This is a genomic window from Aeromonas sp. PS2Canimalfood6, from assembly GCF_048276795.1.
Lineage (GTDB): Bacteria > Pseudomonadota > Gammaproteobacteria > Enterobacterales > Aeromonadaceae > Aeromonas > Aeromonas caviae.
Genome location: NZ_JBLUXC010000035.1, coordinates 1 through 21,737, shown reverse-complemented (window position 1 = coordinate 21,737; position 21,737 = coordinate 1). Strand labels below are relative to the sequence as shown.

Here is a 21,737-nt window from a genome sequence, read left to right as displayed (position 1 = left end):
TTTGTCGATAATGTGGCAACCTGACGGGGGGATGGCTACACTGTCGCCCCTTTTTGCCACCGCAGACAGAAAATAAGGACATTGGCGTCATGCTGTTCCATGGATTGGTCTTCAAACCCTGGCGGATCTGGACCCGTCGCCCGCTCTGGTTGAAGACCCTGCTCGGCATGCTGACCGGGATAGGTCTGGGGCTCTGCTTCAGCGAGCAGGCCCTGCTGCTCAAGCCCATCGGCGTCCTGTTCGTCAACACCATCCAGATGCTGATGGTGCCCCTCATCTTCTGTTCCGTCCTGGCAGGCCTCACCGCCCTGCTCAAGGGCAAGCGGCTCGACCGCATCGCCGGCAAGGCCATCGGCTTCTATCTCTGCTCCACCGCCGTCGCCATCTGTATCGGCCTGATGATGGGCTGGCTGCTGGAACCGGGCATGGGCGCCAACATGGGTCCTTATGAACGGGGCGCCATGGCGCAGCAACCTACCCTGGCCAGCGTGCTGAGCCACCTGGTGCCGCGCAACCCGGTGCAGGCCATGGGCGATGGCAAGATATTGCAGGTGATCGTGTTCGCCGTGGCCCTCGCTCTCGCCCTCAACGCCACCGGGCGACGCGGCCGCCCCGCCATCCTGTTCTTTACCTCATTGGCGGAGGGAATGTTCAAGCTGACCCAGATGGTGATGGCCCTGGCCCCCTATGGCGTCTGCGCCCTGATGGCCTGGATGACCGGCAAGTACGGCGTCAGCCTGCTGTTGCCGCTGCTCAAGGTGATCGGCGCCGTCTACCTCGGCTGCCTGCTCCACGTGCTTGGCGTCTACAGCAGCCTGCTGCTCCTGATGGCGCGCCTCAACCCGTTGCACTACTTCAAGAGCATCGTCGATGCCCAGGCGGTGGCCTTCACCAGCAGTTCAAGCAGCAGTACCCTGCCCATCAGCCTGGCCTGCGCCGAACGCAGGCTCGGGGTCTCCCCCGCCATCACCGCCAAGGTGCTGCCCATCGGCGCCACCATCAACATGGATGGCACCGCCCTCTATCAGGGGGTCACCGCCCTGTTCGTGGCCCAGGCCTTCGGGGTGGATCTGCATCTGGTGGACTACCTGACCATCATCAGCATCGTCACGCTGGCCAGCATCGGCACGGCGGGCACACCCGGTACCGGGCTGATGTTGCTGACCCTGACCCTCACTGCCGTGGGACTGCCTCTGGAAGGGGTGGCGCTCATCGCCGGCATAGACCGGATCCTCGACATGGCGCGCACCACGGTCAACGTCTCCGGCGACATCCTGGTCTCCGTGCTCATCGCCCGCAGCGAGAAGGAGCTGGATCTCGCCACCTACCACGATGCCCATGCGGGGGATGACATCGACTTCACCCTGCGCTGAGGGCGCGAGGGGCGTTCAATGATCCTGGGGATCGTGATGGCAGCGCCAGCAGATATCGAAGTTGGCGCCGTTCTCCTCCCCGCACTGGCCGCACAGCCAGCCGTTGCCCTGGCGCTGCTGGTAGCGCTCGATGATCCGGCCCGCCCGCTGACGATCCCGCTCGTTCACCATCAGGGTCACTTGCAGCAGATCCACCGGCAGCTCCCCGAGCGCGCCGGAGAGCCCTTCGCCGCTGAGGCGCACCCTGACTCCCTCTACCTCCAAGGCCCCTTTCAGGGCATGCGCCTCCAGGGAGTGAGAGGCGCGATACAAGTTAATCCACTGATCCATACGTTGTCCTCGAAACCCTTGCCAGTGCCGTCATCACCAGCACTACCATCATTCCAGGGCGAGCATCTTCCGGGAGCGAGATGCCCGATACAGATTCATCCACTGATCCATACGTTGTCCTCGAAACCCTTGCCAGTGCCGCCATCACCAGCACTACCATCATTCCAAGGCGAGCATCTTCCGGGAGTGAGATGCCCGATACAGATTCATCCACCGCTCCATACGTTGTCCTCGAAACCCTTGCCAGTGCCGTCATCACCAGCACTACCATCATTCCAGGGCGAGCATCTTCCGGGAGCGAGATGCCCGATACAGATTCATCCACCGCTCCATACGTTGTCCTCGAAGCCCTTGCCAGTGCCGTCATCACCAGCACTACCATCATTATTCCAGGGCGAGCATCTTCCGGGAGCGAGATGCCCGATACAGATTCATCCACCGCTCCATACGTTGTCCTCGAAACCCTTACAGCAGCTTGTCGATACCGTAAGCCGGGCCGTTGGCCACCAGAAAATCGATGAATGCCCTCAGCTTGCGCGGCATCAGGCGCCGCTCAGGAAACAGCAGGTAGATGGGTACCCTGGGTTGCTGCCACTCCGGCAGCAAGGAGACCAGCGTCCCGTTCGCCAGCTCATCATGGCACAGCATGGCAGGCAGGGAAGCCAGCCCCAGCCCCGCCTTCGCCGCCTCCCTGGCACAGGTGATGTTGTTGACCTGGAAGCGGGACGGGGGATCCACCAGCACTTCGCGATCATCCAGCTCGAAACACCAGTGCGAGGCGAGGAACCCCGTGCTGACCGCGATCCGCTCGTGATGCACCAGATCGGCGGGCCTCTGGATCACCGGGTGGCGCGCCAGATAGTCCGGGCTGGCGCACAGCAGCCGCTCGGTGCTCCAGAGACGCCGCGCCGCCAGGTTGGAGTCGCTCATGTCGCCGACCCGCACGATGGCATCCAGCCCCTCGCTGATGGGATCCACGATGCGGTTGGTCAGCTCCAGCTCCACCTTCATGCCCGGATAGGCTTGCAGGAAGTTCGCCACCAGCCTGCCCACCACCAGCTGTCCCGTCTCGATGGGCACCGCCAGCTTGAGGGTCCCCGTCACCTCCTGCTGGCTGGCACTGAGCATCAGCTCGGCCTGGGCCAGCTCCTCCACCGCCTTGCTGCAGCGTAGATAATATTGTTCACCGGCTTCCGTCAGGGTGAGCTGCCGGGTGGAGCGATAGAGCAGCCGTGCGCCGAGACGCTGCTCCAGCTCGGCGATGCGGCGGCTCACCGTCGCCTTGGTCATGCCCAGCTCCTGGGCAGCGGCGGTAAAGGAGCCCTTGTCGACGATACGAACGAGGATTAAGGCAGCATTCAGGTCCATTGTTTCACCAGTGAAACTGTATATCTCATGAATGGATACTAATCGAAACAGTTGCACGATGTTAGCCTGCCCGCCACAGTTCAGGAAAACCAATATCATGAGTCAACACAAGAAGATCCCCCTGCTGGCCGCCCTGGTGCTGGCCCTGCTCGGCCTGCTGTTTGCCGGTTACTGGTATCTGCATGGCCGCTACTTCGAGAGCACCGACAACGCCTACCTGCAAAGCGAGGTGACCGGCATCGGTTCCAAGCTCTCCGGCTACATCAGCGAAGTACTGGTGACCGACAACCAGGCGGTGAAGGCCGGCCAGCTCATCGCCCGGCTCGACGACCGCGAATACAGGACCAAGGTGGCGGAGGCCGAGGCCGATCTGCACCTCAACCAGGCGACGGCGGATAACCTCGCCGCCACCCGTATCCAGCAGTTGAGCCTCATCCGCCAGGCCGAGGCAAAAGTCAGCTCGGCCAATGCCGAACAGGTCCGGGCCCAGCAGCAGGTGCGCCGGGTCAGCCAGCTCAATGAGCGTCACTACAGCTCCCAGGACAGCCTGGACGAGGTGCGCGCCGGCTTGCAGGTCAACCAGGCCCAGGCACTGGAGGCCAAAGCCGCCCTGCAGGCCGCCCGCGAGCGGCTGCTGGTGCTGGATGCCGAAGCCAAGCAGAACCAGGCCAGGCTGGCATTGAGCGAAGCCCAGCTTGAACAAGCCAGGCTGGAACTCGGCTACACCGAGCTGCGAGCCCCCGCTGATGGCATCATCGGCAAACGCAGCCTCCGGGAAGGGCTCTACGTCCAGTCCGGTATGCAGGTGGCCAGCCTGGTGCCCCTGAGCCAGGTGTGGGTCGAGGCCAACTTCAAGGAGACCCAGTTGCAGCACATGCAGCCGGGCCAGAAGGTGGAGGTGATCCTGGATACCTATCCGGATCAACCGGTCGAGGGGATCATCGACAGCCTCTCTCCGGCCACCGGCGCCAAGTTCGCCCTGCTGCCGCCGGAAAACGCCACCGGCAACTTCACCAAAATCGTGCAGCGGGTACCGGTCAAGATCCGCATCCCGGATCCGGGCGCCCTGGCGGGCAAGCTGCTGCCCGGCCTCTCCACCGAGGTGATCGTCGACACCCGCACCCCTGATCCCGTGGTGGCCGCCCACTGATGGACGCCATACCACGCCGCAACTGGATCGCGGTCATGGGGGGCCTCATCGGCGCCTTCATGGCCATCCTCGACATCCAGATCACCAACGCCTCCCTGAAAGACATTCAGGGGACACTCTCGGCCACCCTGAGCGAGAGCTCCTGGATCTCCACCTCCTATCTGGTGGCGGAGATGATCGCCATACCGCTGAGCGGCTGGCTGAGCCGGGGACTGAGCGTGCGGCGCTACCTGCTGTGGACCACGGGCGCCTTCATCGTCGCCTCCGTGCTCTGCTCGTTCAGCTGGAACCTCACCAGCATGATCGTCTTTCGGGCGCTGCAGGGCTTTACCGGCGGGGCCCTGATCCCCATGGCCTTCTCCCTCATCGTCAGCCTGCTGCCGCTGCACAAGCGAGCCACCGGCATGGCGCTGTTCGGCCTTTGCGCCACCTTCGCCCCCGCCATCGGCCCGACCCTGGGGGGCTGGCTGACGGAGCAGATGTCCTGGCACTACATCTTCTATCTGAACGTGCCGCCCGGCCTGCTGGTGATGGCCATGCTGGCCCACGGGCTGGACAGGAAGCCGGTGGACTGGGAGGTGATCAAGCGGGTGGATCTCATCGGTATCCTCACCATGGCGGTGGGTCTCGGCCTTCTGGAGGTGGTGCTGGAAGAGGGCAACCGGGAGGACTGGTTCGGCTCGAGCTTCATCGTGCGGCTCACCGTCATCTCGGTGGTGGCCCTGGTGTTCTTCGTCATCAGCCAGTTGCTGCGCCGCCACCCCCTGGTCAACCTGCGGCTGCTGCACAACCCGCGCTTCGCCCTGGCCTGCTTCGCCTACCTGGTGCTCGGCATGGGGTTGATGGGCTCCATCTATGTGCTGCCCCTCTACATGACCCAGATCCACAATTACAACGCCCTGGAAATCGGTGAGGTGCTGATGTGGATGGGGTTACCCCAGTTGCTGGTGCTCCCCCTGGTGCCCAAGCTGACCCACAAGATAGATCCGCGCTATCTGGTGAGCTTCGGCTTTCTGGTCTTCGCCATCAGCTGCTTTATGAACGTGAACATGAACGCCGACTACGCCGGGCCCCAGCTGATCCAGTCCCTCATCGTGCGGGCCCTGGGGCAGCCCTTCATCATGGTGCCCCTCTCCCTGGTCGCGACCGCCAGCCTGACGCCGGACGAGATCCCCTCTTCCTCGACCCTGCTCAACGTGCTGCGCAACCTGGGGGGCGCTTTCGGCATCGCCATCATCGCCACCCTGATCGACAACGACACCCGAACTCATGTCAGCCAGATCGGCAGCACCCTGGCCGCCACCAGCATCGAGGGGCAGGCCTATCTGATGCAGTTGGCCCAGACCATGATGGCCCAGGGAGCCGGGCCGGAGCAGGCCCAGTTGCAGGCCCGGGCCATGCTGTCGAACACCATCAGCCGCGAGGCGGCCATCATGGCCTACAACCAGGTGTTCTACGTGATGGGTATCTTCCTGCTGATCGCCAGCGCCCTGATGCTGCTGCTCAAGCAGCCTGCCCCGAGGGCCCCTGACGCAGAACCGGTCGAGGCGTGAAAGGTGGGGCTCACATAGCAAAACGGGCCAGAAGGCCCGTTTTTCATGGCTGCCCGCCGGTCAGCCCGCCAGGGAGGCGGCGATCAGGAACTGTGCCGCGAAGTAGCTGCTCATGATCCAGGCCGTGGCATGGGGGAAGGGGCGGCGGAATCTGTCCAGCGCCAGCATGCTGTCGGAGAAGAGGAACATCAGCGCCCCCACCAGGGCGGCGGCGCTGCCGGCAGTGAGAGAGGCATGCCAGGCACCGGCGGCCACCCAGGCCATGGCGATGATCACCAGCATGTAGCAGAAGACGGGGATCCTCATCTCGCCGAGCTGGCCCCACAGGAGCCCGAACACCATACCGGCCACCAGCAACAGCAGCAGGCCGTCCACCAGCTTGAGCACCAGGGGCCCCTGGGCGAAACCGACGATGTAGCAGAGGTGAGCGACAAAAAATGCCGCCAGCCCCTGGATGAAGCGATCCCGTGGCAGCATCAGCAGCACGTCCCCCGCCAGCGACAGGCAGAGACCGAGCAGGATCCAGGCGTGGGAGCCGTTGTGATCGTCGCTCTGGTAGCCAAACGCCAGGGCGATGATGAACAGCATGGTCAGGGGCTTGCTGATGTAGAACTGACGGGAGTCTGAGCCGTAAGCCGCGCGGATGTGCCACCAGCCCGATGCGATGATCAAGAAACTCAATAACATGCCCTGCTCCTCACCGGCTGCTCACCCTGGGGCGGCAACCTCTTTAGTGCCCGCAAGAGTAGCAAATTCCCCCGGCCAGTGGCAGAGGCTGAAGCAGATGGCACCCTACACCTAAAGTCTAATTGCCCCCATCCCCGCCCTCGGGCATAAGAGACAGTTCTGGAGGATCACCATGGAAGACGCTATGACCAACTACCTGCCCGCTATCGATATCATGATGTGCCATCTTGGCATTAGCTTTGAACAGGCCTGCGAGCAGCTTGGCCTCAGCCCGCAGGAGCAGCAGACCCTCGACCAACTGCAAAAACAGAAGCAGACCCAGTCCAACTGATGCCCCGGACTGATGGCCCGAAGTGGCCGGCATCACAGCCCAGCATAAAAAACGGCGCCCGAAGGCGCCGTTTTTTATTGGGTGATGATCAGGGTCGAGCGACCCGGCGGCGTTGCAGCCAGACCACGGCTCCGAACAGCAGGAAGCCCGGCAGCCACATCAGCTCCTTGGGCCAGCGCTCGGTGGGCGCCTTGACGCTCAGGATCTGCTGATCCATCTCCAGCCCCAGATCGGCGGCCTGGCTGCCGAAGGTGACGGTGTCGATCAGGATCTTGCCGTCCTGCTCATAGGTCTGGATCCCCAGCTTGGCCAGACGATCCTCACCACTGACGCCCGAAGGCACCGGCAGCAGCACGGTGAAGCGGCGCAACTTGCCCACCGCATCTTCCCCTTCCATCCGCAGGCGCAGGGTGCTTTCGGCCTCCACCTGCCCCATGGTCTGGACCAGCTCGGCCGGGGCGGTGTCGCGATACGGGTCGTGCAGCAGATCCATCCAGAAGCCAGGACGGAACAGGGTGAAAGCCACCAGCAGCAGCAGCACGCTCTCGTACCAGCGGCTCTTCACCAGGAAGAAGCCCTGGGTGGCGGCAGCGAAGATCAGCATGGCGATGGTGGCCACGATGAAGATCAGTACGCCGTGGGCGAAGTCCACGTTGATGAGCAGCAGATCGGTGTTGAAGATGAACAGGAACGGCAGCGCCGCGGTACGCAGGCTGTAGTAGAACGCCGTGATCCCGGTCTTGATGGGGTCGCCCTTGGAGACGGCGGCCGCGGCGAACGAGGCCAGCCCCACCGGCGGGGTCACGTCCGCCATGATGCCGAAGTAGAAGACGAACAGGTGCACCGCGATGAGCGGCACGATGAGGCCGTTCTGCTGCCCCAGGGTGACGATCACCGGCGCCAGCAGGCTCGATACCACTATGTAGTTGGCGGTGGTCGGCAACCCCATGCCGAGGATCAGGCTCAGCAGGGCGGTGAGGAGCAGCATCAGCAGCAGGTTACCCATGGAGAGGAACTCCACCAGATCCGCCAGTACCAAGCCGACGCCGGTCTGGGAGACGGCCCCGACGATGATACCGGCCGTGGCGGTGGCAATGCCGATGCCGATCATGTTGCGGGCACCGGCAATCAGCCCCTCGCGCAGGTCCACCACGCCATCGGTGAAGGAGCCGTAGTCATGCTTGCCGTCGGTGCGCAGCCAGTTCAGCAGCGGTCGCTGGGTCAGCAGGATGATGATGAGCATCACCGAACCCCAGAAGGCCGACAGGCCGGGGGAGAGGCGCTCCACCATCAGACACCACACCAGCACCACCACGGGCAGCAGGAAGTGCAGGCCGGAGAGCAGCACGGCGCGGGTTTCCGGCAGCTCGTCCAGCGGCTTGTCCGGATCTTCCGATGGCAACGGCTCGTTGCTGGCGGCGATCTTCAGCAGTCCCAGATAGGCGGCGGCCAGCAGCACGCTGATCCCCGGCAGGGCGTAGTCGCCCAGTGCCGGTTTGAGCCAGCCCAGGCCGTAGTAGACCGCCATGGAGAGGCCGCTGATGAGAGCGGCACCGAAGGCGAAGCCGGTCAGGCGGCGCAGCCAGGGGCGCGGCTGACGGTTGCCGATGGGCTGCATGCCGAGCTTGAGCGCCTCGAGGTGCACTATGTAGAGCAGGGCGATGTAGGAGATGGCCGCCGGCAGGAAGGCGTGCTTGATAATGTCGACGTAGGGAATGCCGACGTACTCCACCATCAGGAAGGCGGCGGCGCCCATGACCGGGGGCATGATCTGGCCGTTGACCGAGGAGGCCACTTCCACTGCGCCTGCCTTCTCCTTGGAGAAGCCGACCCGTTTCATCATGGGAATGGTGAAGGTGCCCGTGGTCACCACGTTGGCGATGGAGGAGCCGGAAATGACGCCGGTCAGGGCCGAGGCCACCACGGCCGCCTTGGCAGGGCCGCCGCGCAGGTGGCCGAGCAGGCTGAAGGCGAGCTGGATGAAGTAGTGGCCCGCACCGGCGCGCTCGAGCAGGGCGCCAAACAGCACGAACAGGAAGACGAAGCTGGTGGAGACCCCGAGGGCGATGCCGAACACCCCTTCGGTGGTGATCCACTGGTGGTTGGCCAGCGCGTGCAGGCTCACCCCGCGGTGCGCCAGCAGGGAGGGCATCCAGGGACCGGCCAGGCTGTAGGCCAGGAAGACGATGGCGATCACCGCCAGGGCCGGGCCGAGGGCACGGCGGGCGGCTTCCAGCAGCAGCGGAATGCCGATACAGGCGACCACGAAGTCCATGGTGGTCAGGTTGCCGGGGCGCTGGGCCAGCTGCTCATACATGATGAACAGGTAGCTGGCGACGGCGGCGCCGATGAGGCCGAGGGCGATGTCACCGAGCGGCACGCGGTCGCGCGGCGAGCTGCGCATGGCCGGGAACACCAGATAGGCGAGCAGGATGGCGAAAGCCAGGTGAATCGAGCGTGTTTCAGTGTCGTTGAGAACACCGATGCCGAGAGAGAACGGCAGCGGCGAAGCGATCCAGAGCTGGAACAGGGACCAGATCAGCGCAAGACCCGCGATGATCCAGCTCATGGTGCCCACCGGCAGGCGGGCTCCCACATCCTGGGCGATCAGCTCCTCGGCCGAGAGCGCCTCTTGTTGTTGTGTTTGCTGCATAGTGTGACTCTGTAGGTACTGCAATAAATGAGACTCGCTCCCCCGAAGGAGGAGCGAGTCCGGGGCACATCCGAAGACGCAGCCGGATTACATCCAGCCACGTTCCTTGTAGTAACGCACAGCGCCTTCATGCAGCGGAGCGGAGAGACCCACCTTGATCATGTCGGCTTCCTTCAGATCCGCGAAGGCCGGGTGCAGGCGCTTGAAACGATCCAGGTTGTCGAACACGGACTTGACCAGCTGGTAGACCACTTCCGGGTCAGCCTTGGCGCTGGTGGAGAGCACCGCCTTGCCACCGATGGACGGGGTCGGGTTCGGGCTGCCCTTGTAGAGACCACCCGGGATCTCGGCCTTGCTGTAGTAGCTCTTCTCGGCCAGCAGCTTGTCGATCTCGGGGCCGGTGACCGGCACCAGCACGGTGTCCGTGGTGGTGGAGGCTTCCTGGATGGCGCCGTTCGGGTGGCCGACGAAGTAGCTCATGGCGTCGATGTTGTTGTCACCCAGGGCAGAGGCCTGCTCGGCGGGTTTCAGTTCGGAGACCAGGCTGAAGGCGGATTTGTCCCAGCCCTTCACGGTCATGATCTCTTCAAAGGTGTCACGCTGACCGGAACCCGGGTTGCCGATGTTGACGCGCTTGCCCTTCAGGTCGTCGAAGCTGGCTACCTTGGCGTCCTTGCGGGCCAGGATGGTGAACACTTCGCTCTGCAGGGAGAAGACGGCGCGGATGTCATCCATCGGACCTTCGGCCTTGAACGGCTCGACGCCCTTCATCGCCTTGTACTGGTGGTCGGACTGCATGATGCCGAAGTTGAATTCGCCGGAGCGGATGCCGTTGACGTTGGCAACACCACCGCCACTGGCCGGGGCGTTGCACTTGATCTGGTGATCGGCGGCGCCGCGGTTGAGGAAGCGGCAGATGGACTGGCCCGCCACGTAGTAGACGCCGGTCTGACCGCCGGTGCCTATGGTCACGAAGCGCTCCTGCGCTTGCACCGGACCACCAAACGACACACCGACCAGAGCCGCCGACAAGGCGCACGCCAAGGATAATCCTTTCATGTTCTTCATCCTTTTCATTGATTTATTTCACCCGTTTCCCGGGAGAATATGAGACGGACCCGCATCAAGACTGGGTTCGCCTATACGACCTCGTACGAGGAAATGGTCGAGCGGCACGCGCCCTTCCAAAAGCCACCATCATCCTGCGGTGAGATAATCAGCGTCATGCCGATCGGAGGTGATCTGACCAGAAACGGGTCAGTTCAAAAGCATTAACGCTCCGATTAAGCACATAACACCAACATAAATCAAACAAAACAGCAAAATGGCGGATTTAAATAGCGAGAAGTTTGAAGCGGATCATTCATTTCTCAAGGGCAGATTAATTACATGAACTATCAAAGGGAAGCAATAAAAAGCACGCCCAGATTCTTTCGCAACCCTTGACTGGCAAGGATTAGATACCTGGTCCGTTATATCGCGAAATGCATACTGAACAGCATAAACACGACGTTAATGACGCTTTTGTCGCCAAGATGCAAAAACCCCGATCCGGGGCTGCCGGAACGGGGTTTGGTAACAAGCTGATTTCATTTGGGCCCGGCCATCACGCCTTGCTGCCAGCCAGCTCCAGAATGAAGGCGAACTCCAGGGCGATGTCCTCATAGGCCTTGAAACGGCCCGACTTGCCGCCATGACCGGCCTCCATGTCGGTGCTGAGCAGCAACTGGTTGTCGTCCGTCTTCAGCTCACGCAGCTTGGCCACCCACTTGGCCGGCTCCCAGTACTGCACCTGGGAGTCGTGCAGCCCCGTGGTCACCAGCAGATTCGGGTAGGCCTGGGCCTTGACCTGATCGTAGGGGCTGTAGGCCTTCATGTAGTCGTAGTAGCGCTTCTTGTTCGGGTTGCCCCACTCGTCATACTCCCCTGTGGTGAGGGGAATGGACTCGTCCAGCATGGTGGTGACCACGTCGACGAAGGGCACCTGGGCCACCACGCCGCGATAGAGCTGGGGCGCCTGGTTGATGACGGCCCCCATCAGCAGGCCGCCGGCGCTGCCTCCCATGGCATAGACCTGATCCCTGGCACCGTAGCCTTGCGCCACCAGCGCCTCGGTCACGTCGATGAAGTCGTTGAAGGTGTTCTGCTTCTTGAGCAGCTTGCCCTCTTCATACCAGGTGCGGCCCAGCTCCTCGCCACCCCGGATATGGGCGATGGCGTAGACGAAGCCCCGGTCCAGCAGGCTCAGGCGTGAGCTGCTGAAGTCCGGGTCCATGCTGGCGCCGTAGGAGCCATAGCCGTAGACCAGCAGGGGATTGGTGCCTGCACCACCCCCTGCCTTCTTGAACTTGTCCTTGCGATAGACCAGCGACACCGGCACGGCTACGCCGTCACGGGCGGTGATCCAGAGCCGCTCGCTGGCATATTGCGCAGGCACGAAGCCCGCCACCGGCTGCTGCTTGAGCAGAGTCCGCTTGCCGCTGTCCATGTCGAGCTCATAGGTGGAGGACGGCGTGGTCATGGAGGAGTAGCCATAGCGCAGGGCGCTGGTGTCCGGCTCCGGGTTGTAGGCAAGCCAGGTGACATAGGCGGGATCGTCGAAGGCGATCTCCTTCTGTTCGCCGCTCTGCCAGTTGACCTGACGCAACCGGGTCAACCCCTGGCTGCGCTCCTCCAGCACCAGCCAGTCCCTGAACAGGGCATAGCTCTCCAGCAGCACGTCCGGATTGGGGGCGATCACCGCCTTCCAGCGATCCACCGGGCTCTCCTTGGTCTCATAGAGGCCGAAGTTCTTGCCGTCCTTGTTGGAGCGCACATAGAAGCGGCCGCGGTAGTGATCCAGGCTGTATTCGTGATCCACCTGACGGGGCAGGAACAGGCGTGGCGTCTGGCCCGGCACATTGGCATCAATGAGGCGCGCCTCGCTGGTGGTGGTGCTGGAGAGGGAGATGACGATGAAATCTTCCGAGGTGGTGGCGTAGAGGCTCACATAGAAGGAGTCGTCCTTCTCCTCGTAGACCAGGGTGTCCTTCGCAGGATCCGTGCCCAGCTCGTGGCGATAGACCTGGTAGGGCAGCAGGGTCTTGGGGTGCTTGCGCACGTAGAAGACCGTCTTGCTGTCGTTGGCCCACACCAGGTTGCCGGAGGTGTTCTCGAGGGTGTCGGCGGCCCAGGCGCCGCTCTCCAGATCGAGGAACTGGATCCTGTATTGACGGCGGGAGAGATAATCTTCCGCCACCGCCAGCCAGCGGTTGTTGCGGCTCACCTCGAGCGCCCCCAGGGCATAGAACTCGTGGCCTTCGGCGCGCTGGTTGCCATCCAGCAGCAGGCCGGGCGCCCCGTCCCCTTCCACCTTGCTGCGGGAGTAGATGGCGTACTCCTTGCCCGGCTCGTAACGGGTCTGATAGCGGTAGCCGTTCTTCACATAGGGGACAGACTCGTCCTGCTGGGGAATGCGGGCCACCATCTCCTTGTAGAGCTGCTCGCGCAGCGGCTTGATCGGTGCGAGCATGGCCTCGGTGTAGGCATTCTCGGCCTTGAGATAGTCCAGCACCTCGGGCTTCTGCCGCTCGTCGTCACGCAGCCAGTAGTAGTTGTCGACGCGTGTGTCCCCGTGTTTTTTCAGGGTATGGGGGTGCTTGGCAGCCACCGGGGGGACAATGACAGGCTGGGTGGAAGTATCGCTTGTAGGCATGGCGGACTCTTCGTTGGCATGGGAACAGGGCGCAGCAAGCAGGCAAGCCAGCAGCAACCCCCGGGAAAAGGTGAACATGTCGCATCCTTTGCGCTGTCACAGGGCCGCCCCTCCCGCTGGTGCTGCACGCATCCAGACGGCACACCGGCAGGCAGTGGGAAAAGCGTCCCTGAGAAAATAAAAATTGGCGATCAATCTGCCCCTTGTCGCCCGGGGTTGCAAGGGCTCCCCGGACATTCCCCCCCAAATCGACGAAAAAGGGCCGCCATCTCGCGATGGCGGCCCTCCTCCCTGACCGTGGGCGACACGGGTTCGCTCAGGTGTGCCTCACATGATGGAAGTGTGTCTGCTCACGGTCAGCATCCATCAGCCGGGGTAGCTCGACCAGACTTTGGTCGCGCCCTCGTCACTGATGCTCAGCACCTGATAGGGCTGACCCGGAATATCCATGCCCGGCGCACTCTGGGGCATCCCCGGAATGGTCAGACCGCGGATCGCCGGTTTTTCCTTGAGCAGCTTCTGCACGTCGGCAGCGGGCACATGCCCCTCCACCACATAGCCGTTCACCACCCCGGTGTGGCAGGAGGCCAGCTGCGGGGTGATGCCATGCTGCTGCTTGATCGGGTCAAGCTGCTCGGTTTCCACGACCTTGACCTCAAAGCCGTTCTCTTCCATGTGCTTGATCCAGGTCTTGCAGCAACCGCAATACTGGGACTTGTAGACGGTCATCTGCCCGGTTGCCAGAGCAGAAAAACTGACGGTACCGGCCAGCACGGCCAGTAAAAGGGACTTGTACATATCTCACCTCGGTTAAGAAGAAATGCCCGGAAAGGGAAACTCGACTCAGCCGTGGTGACGGGGCGGACGCTCGAGACGCTTCAGGGGCGCCTCCGGCATGAACAGAGAGGGAGAGAGGTATGTCGGCCTGTCGGGCTCAAGCCGGGCAACCGTCAGGCTGTCGCTGGTGAGCACCGTCATGGCGAGCGCCGAGGTGAAGCTGCCGCAGGGCATGGCTTTTTCCAGGGTACGCTCGCTCTGGCTGCAATGGGGCGTCAGGGTACAGAGATCGGTGGCCGCACGGCTGCCAAACGACATCAGCACCAGCACCAGACTCCACAGTGGGAGCCAGCGGCGGGCGCGAGCGAGTTGGCGACGGGTCAGGACCATGAGACGACTCAATGACGAAAGAGGGCCTATGGTAACCCTTGGCCCAGGGGGAGGGTCAACCCCTCCCCCGTCTGCATCAGGGTTGCTGGCGGGTGGCCGCCAGCACGATCTCCCGCACGCAGACGTTGGCCGGCTGGTGCCAGGCGTAGAGCACGGCGTCGGCGATCACCTCGGGTGCAATGACGCCTCCCATCCGATCCTTCCAGTCGTGATAGCCCGCCTTGATGCTCTCGTCCGTGGTGTGGCTGAGCAGCTCGGTCTCCACCGCGCCCGGAGCGATGGTCACCATCCGCACGCCGACATCGGCCACCTCTTCCCGGATATTCTCGGTCAGGGCGTGAACGGCGAACTTGGTGGCGCAGTAAGCGGCATGGTTCGGGAAGGTCTTGCGACCGGCGATGGAGCTGATGTTGATGATGGTTCCGCTGCGGCGGGCCTTCATGCCGGCCAGTACCGCATGCACGCCATTCAGAACCCCCATCACGTTGATGTTGAGCATCTGCTGCCACTCGGCGGGATCCTGCACGTCGGCCTGTCCCAGCAGCATGACGCCGGCATTGTTGACCAGACATCCCACCGGGCCGAATTGCGCCTCCGCCTGCGCTACGGCGGCCTTCATGGCGGCGGTGTCGGTGACATCGACCCCGATGCAGAGGGTATCGGGCAGGTTCAGCGCCTGCATGGGCTCGACCCGGCGGGCCAGCAACAGCAGCGGATGGCCGGCGGCGGAGAAGGCGCGGGCAATGGCGGCACCGATCCCGGCGGACGCGCCGGTGATCACCACGAGGGACTTGGACATGGAGTTTTCCTTCTGATGCGTTGAAATGGGCGTCAAACAAGGGCTGGCCAGCACGGGACCCAGTCACTATAGTCGCTACATCCATCGGCGATAAATATAGTTTTCCGCTGGTTATCATCTGAATTAACTATGGTATCCCCATGCTGGACCTGAGATTGCTGCGCTTCTTCATCGCCATCTATGAAGAGAAGAACATCACGGCGGCGGCAGCCCGCTGCCACGTGAGCCAACCCTCCCTCTCCGCCGGCCTTCGCCAGCTCGAAGAGAGCCTGGGGGACAGCCTCTTCATCCGGGGCAAGAAGGGGGTGGAAGCGAAGGATCCGGCCCACTATCTCTATCCCCACGCCGTCAAGCTGGTGGAAGAGGCGCGTCGCCTGCCGACCCTGTTTCGCCAGAAGGCGACGCGTGCGAGACTCAACATGGCCATCATGCCCGACCTCAGCCGCCGTCGGCTGGCGGGATTGCTTCGGCGGGTGCAGGGGGTGCTGCCCGAGCTGGATCTCACCCTCTCCGATTACGGCACCCCGGCCGACTGCCGGCTGACCCTGGATGCCCTGCGCCGGGAGGACGAGATCTTCCTGCCGCTCTGGGAAGAGGAGTACGTGCTGTGCGTTCCCAGGGGACACCCTCTTGCGGGCAGGGCGCGTATCGAGCTGGCTGAGTTGCAACACCATGATTTCATTGAGTGTCCCCCCTGCGAAGCCCATCAGCAAACCATAGGCCTGCTGGCCTGTGACCGGCTCACCCTCAATCTGGTGGCCAAGGCCGAGAGCAAGGGGCTAGTGATGGCGCTGGTGCTGGCCGGAGTGGGCATCAGCTTCCTGCCCGACGGGCTGGTGGAGGACGAAGCGGGCCTGTGCACCCTGCCCGTGAGCGGCCCCCGGATGTTCCGCCGCATCGGCCTCTGCTACCCCGCCCACCAGACCCTGAATCCGGCGCTGCGCGCACTGATCCCGGAACTGGCGGGCCAGGGAGCTTCTTGATAACGTTTCAGCTCACAGTCTGTCGCATGTGCCGGCAGCAGACCCTCTTCAGGAATCCCATGAAACGCATTCTGGTCATCTTTTCACACCCGGCGCTGCAGAGTTCCCGGGCCAACAAACAACTGCTGCACGCCATCGAGGGGCTGGAGGGGATCACCCTGCACGATCTCTGCCAGCGCTATCCGGACATGTTCATCAACGTGAAACGGGAACAGGCCCTGCTGGCGGAGCACGACATCATCGTCTTCCAGCACCCCTTCTACTGGTACTCCTGCCCGGCCATCATGAAAGAGTGGATGGACCTGGTGCTGGAGTACGGCTATGCCTACGGCCCCGAGGCCCATGCCCTCAACGGCAAGCAGTGGCTCAGCGCCATCACCACGGGGGGCGGCCCCGAATCCTACTGCCGCGCCGGCTACAACCAGCGCCCGCTGCTCGACTTCCTGCTCCCCTTCCAGCAGACCGCACAGCTGTGCGGCATGCGCTGGCTGCCCCCTTTCGTGCTGCACTCCTTCCACAAACTCGAGGATCCCGAGGCGCTGCGCCGCTGCGGCCAGGACTATCGCCAACTGCTGTGCGCCCTGCGTGACGAACAGCTGACCCCGGCCCAGCTGGCCGAGAGCCCCTATCTGCGCGATCTGCTGGGGGTACTCCCATGACACACACTCGATCCGGGCGCAGGCCCGGCCAGCCCTCACCGGCATTCATCATGTTAAGGAGGAGCCGCTGATGGGACATGGATTGCTGTTTGACGCCCTGATCTACCTCTCGGCGGCGGTGATCGCCGTCCCGCTGGCCAAGCGGTGGGGGCTGGGCTCCGTCCTTGGCTACCTGCTGGCGGGGATCATCATAGGTCCCTTCCTGCTTGGTCTGGTGGGCGAGCAGAAAGACGTGATGCACTTCGCCGAGTTCGGGGTGGTGCTGATGCTGTTTCTGGTCGGTCTGGAGCTGCGCCCGGCCCTGTTGTGGCAACTGAAAGGGCCCATCCTCGGCACCGGTGGCCTGCAGGTGCTGCTCACCAGTGTCGCCCTGACCGGGGTGGGTTATCTTTTGGGTCTGCCCTGGCAGCAGGGGCTCGCCATCGGTCTCATTCTTGCGCTCTCCTCCACCGCCATCGTGCTGCAGAGCCTGCAGGAGCGCAAACTGATGCAGAGCGAGAGCGGCCGCTCCGCTTTCGCCGTGCTGCTGTTCCAGGACATCGCCGTCATCCCCATCCTGGCGATCCTGCCGCTGCTGGCCATCGCACCGGTCGCCAGCAGCGGCAGCTCAGAGCTGGCAGGCTGGCAGCACGGCCTGCTGGTGGTGGCCGCCATCGCCGGCATCGTGCTGGGTGGTCATTACCTGATGCGGCCGGTGTTTCGCGCCATCGCCCAGTCCCACATGCGGGAGATCTTCGTCGCTGCCGCCCTGCTGCTGGTGATCGCCATCGCCGTGCTGATGGAATCCGTCGGCCTCTCTCCCGCCCTCGGCTCCTTCCTCGCCGGCGTGGTGCTGGCGGACAGCGAATACCGCCACGAGCTGGAAGCAGACATAGAGCCGTTCAAGGGGCTGCTGCTCGGCCTCTTCTTCATGTCGGTGGGTGCCGGCATCGACTTCAGCCTCTTTGCCGCCCATCCCCTGTTGATCCCGGCACTGGTGATCGGTCTGATGGTGCTCAAGTGGCTGGTGCTGATGGGGCTCGGCTTTGTCATTCGCCTCTCCCCGAACCAGCGCTGGACCTTCGCCCTGGCCCTGGCCCAGGGCGGGGAGTTCGCCTTCGTGCTATTCTCGTTCGCCGCCCAGAACAAGGTACTGCCGGGCAGCACCATCTCACTGCTGACTCTGGTCGTCGCCCTCTCCATGGCGCTGACACCGCTGCTGCTTATCCTCAACGATCGGGTGATCCAGCCCTGGTTCGACTACCGCAACCAGAGCGACACCCCCGAACACGAACAGCCCGAGCTGGTGGAACACCCGGTCATCATCGCCGGCTTCGGTCGCTTCGGTCAGATCGTGGGGCGTCTGCTCCACGGCCATGGTATTGGCACCACCATCCTGGAGCAGGATGCCAGCCAGATAGAGATGCTGAGAAAGTACGGCTACCAGGTGTTTTATGGAGATGCCAGCCGACTCGACCTGCTGCACGCGGCCGGCGCCCACAAGGCCAAACTCCTGGTGCTCTCCCTCAATGACCCGGCCACCTCCCTCGAAGTGATCGAGATGGTGAAAAAGCACTTCCCGCACCTCAGAATACTGGCCCGTGCCCAGGACAGACCCCATGCCCACGAGATCCTGCGCCACGGGATAGACAGCGTGCACCGCGAAACCCTGGGGTCGGCCGTGGATCTTGGGGTAGAAGCACTCACCCTCTTGGGATTCAGGGCCAATCAGGCCTGGCGTGCGGGGCAGATGTTCAAGCAGTATGACAACCGGCTGCTGCGGGAACAGGTCAACTACCTGGACGACGAGCACACCTATATCAACAAGAGCCTGCAATACCGCGACATCCTCTCCGACCTGCTGCAAGACGATCAGGAAGGACAGGAGCGTACCCACGCCCATCAATGGAACAGCGGTCTGCCCGACAACAACAAGGAAGCAACATGATTGCCTATTACCCCATGCTCAAACACCTTCACATGACCCTGGCCCTGGTCAGCCTGCTGCTCTTCCTCTACCGCTGGAGCCTGGCGCTGGCGGGCAGCGGGCGGCTGCAACAGAAATGGTTGAAGGTGCTGCCCCACATCAACGACACCTTCCTGCTGCTGTTTGGCGTGCTGCTGGCGGTGACCCTGCAGATGAGCCCTGGCCAGCAGCCCTGGTTGATGGCCAAGCTGATTGCCCTGATGATCTACATCGGCCTGGGCGTCATGGCGCTCAAGCGCCCTGCCCGCGGTCAGAAGCTGGTGGCCGGAGTAGCCGCTCTCGCAGTATTCGGCTACATGGTGGGCGCAGCCATCACCAAATCAGCCTGGTCCTGGCTGGCATAACGACGTGTCGAGGTGGGGGCCCGTCCCCCACCTCCTTCCCACCTCCCCCTCCTTACTGCTTCCATTTCCTTCCTGTCACCCTGGTCGCGAGCATCCTCGCAAGGCTTGTTTTCAATAAAAAAAGGGCTCAAACAACCCCTTTTATCTGTTGTTTTGTTTTATTTATCAATGACTTGCTTCTTCATGTATGAAAATGGCGACAGTTGTCGCAGCAAAACTTGCGACATAGACTGTCGCAGGCCATGGCTAGGATACACTCAACGCTAAACCAGTGAAGGCATGCACCATGAGTAAGAAGCTGTTACGACAACTGACCTTGGCGCGTTGCATCCCGCACCGCCCTTACAAGCTGACCGCCAGCCAACTCCAGGTAAAACTGGAAGAGGAAGGCATTCACGTCAGTCTCCGTACCGTGCAACGGGACCTGGAAGAGATGTCCGGCATGGGACTGTTCGACCTCACCTCCGATGAGCGCAGCAAGCCTCATGGCTGGTGCTTCGAGCGCCATGGTCTCAATGACTTTGCCAACATCATGCCGCTCTCGCTGGCAGTGGCCCTGAAAACCTGGAGCGACCAGGCAAGCCAACTGTTGCCGGCAAGCGTGCTGACCGAATTGAACCCGCTGATCGACAAGGCTGGCCAGGTGATCCGCGACAGCCAGAGCGAACTGGCCGAGCGCTGGCTGGAGAGCGTGCACCAGTCACCTCGCCCCTTCGCTGGCAATCCGGAGATCCGCCGCAGCACTCTGATCCGCGACGCCCTCTGGCGTGGCCGCAAATTCAGCGCCGAGATCCAGCGTGTCATCAAGGAGCGTACTGTCTGGCTCTGCTATGACCGCATCAATCCCCTCGGCATCCTGAACCAGCCCGATGGCCCCATCCTGCTCTGTACCCTCTCCGAGCTGGATCCCAAGGTCTACGGCATTCCGTTCGATCACATCAAGAACGTGGAGTTGACCAACTTCAGCGCGACCCAGCCGAAGGACTTCAATATCCAGAAGCTAATCCGCGACCAGGGTTATCAGGACGTCAGCGGTCCGATCCGCTTCGTCGGGCGCATCGATGCCAACTGCCCGACCCTGATCGATGGACAAATCCCGGGACATAACCCGCGTATGACCCGTTACGACAAGCGCAGCGTGGTGGTGGAGACCGAAGTGCAAGATACGCCCGAGTTCCGCTCCTGGCTGAACAACATGAGCGGCAACCTGGAGGTACTTGCACCCGAATCACTGCGCAAGGCCTACCCGACTCCTGGGACAAGGGTCAGCTAAAGAAACCAGCAGACAATACAAAGCCGAGATTTATCTCGGCTTTTGTCTACTTTTAAAGCATAAGTATTCAATTAATTTTGAACTCTTACACCCCTGATTGAAGCGGCTGCACCATCGTTTTCCTACCGATTTCTGCTTGTAAGAGATCTGCCATTCCCCCTGTAAGACCCCTCAGTGTTGAACCGTACGTGAAGCCATCCCGCACTGGGTATGCTTTCCATGGAAACTATCTAAGTAACTGATAAACGTAGATAATATTCCACACAAGCCCATTTCTGCACCGGATGTCACGGAATCCAAGCCGAATGCACACCTTGTTCGAGCCCGTAATTGCCTTAGTATGGGTCTCACAAGGACGAGCTGATTCGGCAGGATGCAGAAACAGCGCATAAACAAGGAATAGCCTGCAGGATGTGGGCAAGGAACACCTCGGGATGGGGTTGATAGCCAGGATGGTTATCACAAGGATCGACAGGACAACCGCAGGATGCGGTAGTTGGATACCTCAGGATGAGGTTGAGTGGCACGGATTGTCGCTCATCAAGGATGAAAGGACACCGCAAGACGCGGTCAGGAACAGCTTCAAGATGAAGCGTGATAGCCAGGATGGTTATCAGTCAGGATGACGCAGGAACACCACGGGATGTGGTAATGGACACCTCCAGGAAGGAGAGGGTGAAGCAATCAGGACAGATTGCCAGGCTAGGAAGGCCACAGGACACCCCAACGGATTGGGAAGGGGAATTTCCAAAGGAAAGGATAGCGTCAAGGATTGCAGGGAGCATGGCAGTTCAGGGAATGGACGAAATGACTTGAGGGGACAGCATCTGCTGTCCCCTTTTCTTTTGTGCACCCCATGCCCGCGACACAACAGAAAATGGAATCAGCCTGAGCGATCCTGCCTACATCACGCCATCTGCATCACTGATAACCTGTTTGTATACCCACCAGAGGCAGCCACAGTAGCGCTCCTTGCCTTTCCTCCGCCCTCCCTCATCTATACTCAGCGATATCCACTAGGCCCTCAGAGCGCAGCAGATCAGCCGCGGCCAACCAGCCAGAGTGCTCCTGGCGACTGATTCCAGGTAACAATGGCCACTGGCTTCTGCTCCGCCAGGCAGATTGTTGAGTCATCCCTGAACTGTCTATATGTGTGACCACGAATGAAGCGTGGATGCCATTCGGCGGAGATGGTCGTGTAGGGAGGTGAGGATAACCCGGCCAAGCCACCTGGCACTGAGGATGAGGGGTTGGGTAAATGTCAGAAAGCAAAAAGGCCTTCCCGTCAGGGAAGGCCTTTCAATTTAGTGGCGGAGCGGACGGGACTCGAACCCGCGACCCCCGGCGTGACAGGCCGGTATTCTAACCGACTGAACTACCGCTCCGCATTCGGTTAGCTTTCGCTAA

The 21,737-nt window shown here is 62.1% G+C and carries 19 protein-coding genes and 1 tRNA gene; 9 read left to right on the top strand and 11 right to left on the bottom strand.

Going from position 1 to position 21,737, the window contains the following annotated elements; genetic code table 11:
• Positions 1-89 precede the first annotated feature (89 nt).
• Entirely contained in the window at positions 90-1,373 is a 1,284-nt protein-coding gene (locus tag ACNPAA_RS14160) for a dicarboxylate/amino acid:cation symporter (RefSeq protein ID WP_041214291.1), read from the top strand.
• 15 nt (positions 1,374-1,388) lie between these two features.
• Here the strand turns inward: ACNPAA_RS14160 and ACNPAA_RS14155 are convergent, their stop codons facing one another.
• From ACNPAA_RS14155 to ACNPAA_RS14145, 3 genes are all read right to left on the bottom strand, one after another.
• Positions 1,389-1,703: a DUF2007 domain-containing protein gene (locus ACNPAA_RS14155; RefSeq protein WP_010672587.1), complete on the bottom strand. Its 315-nt coding sequence runs from the start codon at positions 1,701-1,703 to the stop codon at positions 1,389-1,391.
• Positions 1,687-2,085, bottom strand: coding sequence for a hypothetical protein (locus ACNPAA_RS14150; RefSeq protein WP_279956120.1), 399 nt, complete (start codon positions 2,083-2,085; stop codon positions 1,687-1,689). Before ACNPAA_RS14150 ends, ACNPAA_RS14155 begins: the two co-directional genes overlap by 17 nt.
• 83 nt (positions 2,086-2,168) lie before the next feature.
• Positions 2,169-3,071, bottom strand: a complete 903-nt coding sequence (locus ACNPAA_RS14145) for a LysR family transcriptional regulator (RefSeq protein WP_010672586.1) — start codon at positions 3,069-3,071, stop codon at positions 2,169-2,171.
• A gap of 97 nt (positions 3,072-3,168) precedes the next feature.
• Here ACNPAA_RS14145 and ACNPAA_RS14140 point away from each other — a divergent pair, with 97 nt between their 5' ends.
• Entirely contained in the window at positions 3,169-4,221 is a 1,053-nt protein-coding gene (locus ACNPAA_RS14140; protein WP_161470114.1) for an HlyD family secretion protein, read from the top strand.
• Positions 4,221-5,774 carry a DHA2 family efflux MFS transporter permease subunit gene (locus ACNPAA_RS14135; RefSeq protein WP_290433748.1) on the top strand — a complete coding sequence of 518 codons (1,554 nt, stop codon included), beginning with the start codon at positions 4,221-4,223 and terminating at the stop codon, positions 5,772-5,774. The genes ACNPAA_RS14140 and ACNPAA_RS14135 overlap by 1 nt, the downstream gene beginning before the upstream one ends.
• Positions 5,775-5,834: 60 nt before the next feature.
• Here the strand turns inward: ACNPAA_RS14135 and ACNPAA_RS14130 are convergent, their stop codons facing one another.
• Positions 5,835-6,461 carry a lysoplasmalogenase gene (locus ACNPAA_RS14130; protein WP_010672583.1) on the bottom strand — a complete coding sequence of 209 codons (627 nt, stop codon included), beginning with the start codon at positions 6,459-6,461 and terminating at the stop codon, positions 5,835-5,837.
• 172 nt (positions 6,462-6,633) lie between these two features.
• Here ACNPAA_RS14130 and ACNPAA_RS14125 point away from each other — a divergent pair, with 172 nt between their 5' ends.
• Entirely contained in the window at positions 6,634-6,792 is a 159-nt protein-coding gene (locus ACNPAA_RS14125) for a hypothetical protein (RefSeq protein ID WP_005332188.1), read from the top strand.
• 88 nt (positions 6,793-6,880) lie between these two features.
• Here ACNPAA_RS14125 and ACNPAA_RS14120 read toward each other — a convergent pair whose 3' ends face one another.
• From ACNPAA_RS14120 to ACNPAA_RS14095, 6 genes are all read right to left on the bottom strand, one after another.
• Positions 6,881-9,445 carry a TRAP transporter permease gene (locus ACNPAA_RS14120; RefSeq protein WP_319892937.1) on the bottom strand — a complete coding sequence of 855 codons (2,565 nt, stop codon included), beginning with the start codon at positions 9,443-9,445 and terminating at the stop codon, positions 6,881-6,883.
• 87 nt (positions 9,446-9,532) lie between these two features.
• Positions 9,533-10,504: a TAXI family TRAP transporter solute-binding subunit gene (locus tag ACNPAA_RS14115; RefSeq protein ID WP_029313514.1), complete on the bottom strand. Its 972-nt coding sequence runs from the start codon at positions 10,502-10,504 to the stop codon at positions 9,533-9,535.
• 547 nt (positions 10,505-11,051) lie between these two features.
• Positions 11,052-13,217, bottom strand: a complete 2,166-nt coding sequence (locus tag ACNPAA_RS14110) for a S9 family peptidase (protein ID WP_257707674.1) — start codon at positions 13,215-13,217, stop codon at positions 11,052-11,054.
• A gap of 288 nt (positions 13,218-13,505) precedes the next feature.
• Positions 13,506-13,937 carry a DUF411 domain-containing protein gene (locus ACNPAA_RS14105; RefSeq protein ID WP_010672577.1) on the bottom strand — a complete coding sequence of 144 codons (432 nt, stop codon included), beginning with the start codon at positions 13,935-13,937 and terminating at the stop codon, positions 13,506-13,508.
• Between the two features lie 45 nt (positions 13,938-13,982).
• Positions 13,983-14,306: a hypothetical protein gene (locus ACNPAA_RS14100; RefSeq protein WP_010672576.1), complete on the bottom strand. Its 324-nt coding sequence runs from the start codon at positions 14,304-14,306 to the stop codon at positions 13,983-13,985.
• A 76-nt stretch (positions 14,307-14,382) separates the two neighbouring features.
• Positions 14,383-15,105 (bottom strand): SDR family oxidoreductase, encoded by a 723-nt coding sequence (locus ACNPAA_RS14095; RefSeq protein ID WP_182976160.1) that lies wholly within the window; start codon positions 15,103-15,105, stop codon positions 14,383-14,385.
• Between the two features lie 140 nt (positions 15,106-15,245).
• Between ACNPAA_RS14095 and ACNPAA_RS14090 the strand changes: the two genes are divergently transcribed.
• The 5 genes from ACNPAA_RS14090 to ACNPAA_RS14070 all read left to right on the top strand — a co-directional run bounded on the left by ACNPAA_RS14090 (position 15,246) and on the right by ACNPAA_RS14070 (position 20,330).
• A complete protein-coding gene (locus ACNPAA_RS14090; protein WP_041212185.1) occupies positions 15,246-16,088 on the top strand; it encodes a LysR family transcriptional regulator in 843 nt (280 codons plus the stop codon).
• 59 nt (positions 16,089-16,147) lie between these two features.
• Positions 16,148-16,747 carry an NAD(P)H-dependent oxidoreductase gene (locus ACNPAA_RS14085; protein WP_041212184.1) on the top strand — a complete coding sequence of 200 codons (600 nt, stop codon included), beginning with the start codon at positions 16,148-16,150 and terminating at the stop codon, positions 16,745-16,747.
• A 70-nt stretch (positions 16,748-16,817) separates the two neighbouring features.
• On the top strand, positions 16,818-18,674 hold the full coding sequence (locus ACNPAA_RS14080) for a monovalent cation:proton antiporter-2 (CPA2) family protein (RefSeq protein ID WP_103858882.1): 1,857 nt from the start codon (positions 16,818-16,820) through the stop codon (positions 18,672-18,674).
• Entirely contained in the window at positions 18,671-19,057 is a 387-nt protein-coding gene (locus ACNPAA_RS14075; RefSeq protein ID WP_042864580.1) for a SirB2 family protein, read from the top strand. The genes ACNPAA_RS14080 and ACNPAA_RS14075 overlap by 4 nt, the downstream gene beginning before the upstream one ends.
• Before the next feature lie 286 nt (positions 19,058-19,343).
• A complete protein-coding gene (locus tag ACNPAA_RS14070; RefSeq protein WP_029313511.1) occupies positions 19,344-20,330 on the top strand; it encodes a helix-turn-helix transcriptional regulator in 987 nt (328 codons plus the stop codon).
• A 1,308-nt stretch (positions 20,331-21,638) separates the two neighbouring features.
• On the opposite strand, the gene ACNPAA_RS14065 is transcribed toward ACNPAA_RS14070, so the two are convergent.
• Positions 21,639-21,715, bottom strand: a tRNA-Asp gene (locus tag ACNPAA_RS14065).
• Positions 21,716-21,737: the final 22 nt, after the last annotated feature.